The organism is Chloroflexota bacterium (assembly GCA_026710945.1).
GTDB lineage: Bacteria > Chloroflexota > UBA11872 > VXOZ01 > VXOZ01 > VXOZ01.
Genome location: JAPOQA010000011.1, coordinates 1 through 1,763 on the forward strand (window position 1 = coordinate 1; position 1,763 = coordinate 1,763).

A 1,763-nucleotide genomic window follows, 5' to 3' on the forward strand; every position below is an offset into this window, starting at 1 on the left:
GGGCTACCTTCCCCACCCTTGCGGTGAAGTATCCCTGTGCGCGGAAATACTCCGGCAGCATTACGACGTCTCCTAGGTGTGTGCGTGGCTCTACGAAATTGCCGTAGACATTCGTAGTAGCTGGCCTCCGGCCGCTGAGAAACGATGTCCGGGACGGATTGCAGATGGGATCCTGAGCGTATGCCCTGTCAAAGCGCACCCCTTGAGACGCAAGCCGGTCGATATTGGGGGTCTTGGCGGTCGGATAGCCGTCGTACGTGCCCAGCGCTACGTTCAGATCGTCGACGACGATGAAGAGCACATTAGGCCGTTCTGGTAAACCTGCCGTCTCGGATGGTGAGCATGCGCCCAGCAGCAGGCAGAGACACACCGCAGCGAGCGCGGTAAGGCGTGGCGGAGGGAATTGGCGGAGGATTCGACGTTGACGCATGATTGTTCGATGACTGTCCGGCGCGGTTCAAGCCGAAGCGCGGTCCGAACCTATGATAAGTCCGGCGAACGTGGCGGGATTCAGCGAATTTCGGCTAAGAGGGTCCGAGCCGGATGCGGCGTGAAAACACGGCCAACCGCGTTTGAGGGGCCGTGAGGCCGTTATTGGGTTCCGTGTGGCATGACGTTGCCGACCCCCGCAAGGTTCGGCAGGTCTTGATGACTACCCAAACGCTCCTCTCAGGCCTGCATTGTAGGACGAGAATGGCAGATTGGCACGTAGTGCCGAGGGTGGCCAATTTCCTCGTGGGTGTGTCAGAACTGCCGAAGCCTTATTGGACGAGTGCTTTGCAGGGAATTGAATAATCCAGGCAACGGAACCCCGCAATCCCTGCAGCGCCGTTAAAGCCATAATGGATGATCGGACCACAGGGTCCACTACGAATCATGTCCATGCGGACCTGAATTCGACAATCCCAGCCCGACCCTCGGTGAGAGGCCCACAGCTCTCTGTGGTTCACAAGACATGGCACGCAAGCTGCAATCCATCTTTTTGATCGGCCCGGCCGGCCGGCTCGAAGCGCTGCTCGAAGAACCCGAGGCACCCAAACGGATTGAGCGCACAGTCATCTTCTGCCACCCCCACCCTCAGTACGGCGGGACGATGCACAACAAGGTCGTCTTTCGCATGGCCAAGGCTGCGCGCAGCATGGGGGCGGCGGTACTGCGATTCAACTTCCGCGGCGTGGGAGCGAGCTCCGGCACCTATGACGGCGGCCGAGGCGAACAGGATGATCTCAGGGCAGCAATGCAGTATATGCACGAACGTTATGCGGGCATCTCCCTAGCCGTTGGCGGCTTCTCGTTCGGGTCGAGGGTCAGCCTGCCCGTGTGCTGTGGCGACCCGACCGTGGAACGGATCATCGCCGTGGGGACGCCAGTCAACCGCGGTGAGATGAGTTTCCTGAAGGCATGCGGGTGTCCGAAGTACTTCGTGCATAGCACGCAGGACGAGTACGGCTCACGGGCCAACATGGAGCAGGTCTTCGCCATGGCGGGCCATCCCAAGCAATTGACTTGGGTCGAGGCGAGCGATCACTTTTTCACGGATGCCCTAGACTCGCTGGAGGATGCCGTGCGCCAAGCGCTCGGCTAGACCGCGCACGATGAAGTTCGCAATCTACGGTGCCGGTGCTGTGGGTGCGTTCTTAGGTGCCCGGCTGCTAGAGAACGGACAGGAAGTCCACTTCATCGCACGCGGAGCAAACTTGGACGCCCAGCGGGAGCGCGGCCTCGTGATTCGCAGTGCGGTATTTGGCGAGAAGCGCTACGAA

Annotated in this window: 3 protein-coding genes; 2 read left to right on the top strand and 1 reads right to left on the bottom strand. The window is 60.4% G+C overall.

Features of this window, described 5'->3' with window-relative positions:
• A partial coding sequence (locus tag OXE05_01475) for a sulfatase-like hydrolase/transferase (protein ID MCY4435986.1) occupies positions 1-430 on the bottom strand: 430 nt, incomplete at its 3' end.
• 525 nt (positions 431-955) lie between these two features.
• Between OXE05_01475 and OXE05_01480 the strand changes: the two genes are divergently transcribed.
• The gene (locus OXE05_01480; protein MCY4435987.1) at positions 956-1,585 is read left to right on the top strand and encodes a hypothetical protein; all 630 of its coding nucleotides are present in this window, start codon (positions 956-958) and stop codon (positions 1,583-1,585) included.
• 10 nt (positions 1,586-1,595) lie between these two features.
• The coding region (locus OXE05_01485) for a 2-dehydropantoate 2-reductase (GenBank protein ID MCY4435988.1) at positions 1,596-1,763 on the top strand (168 nt) is incomplete at its 3' end.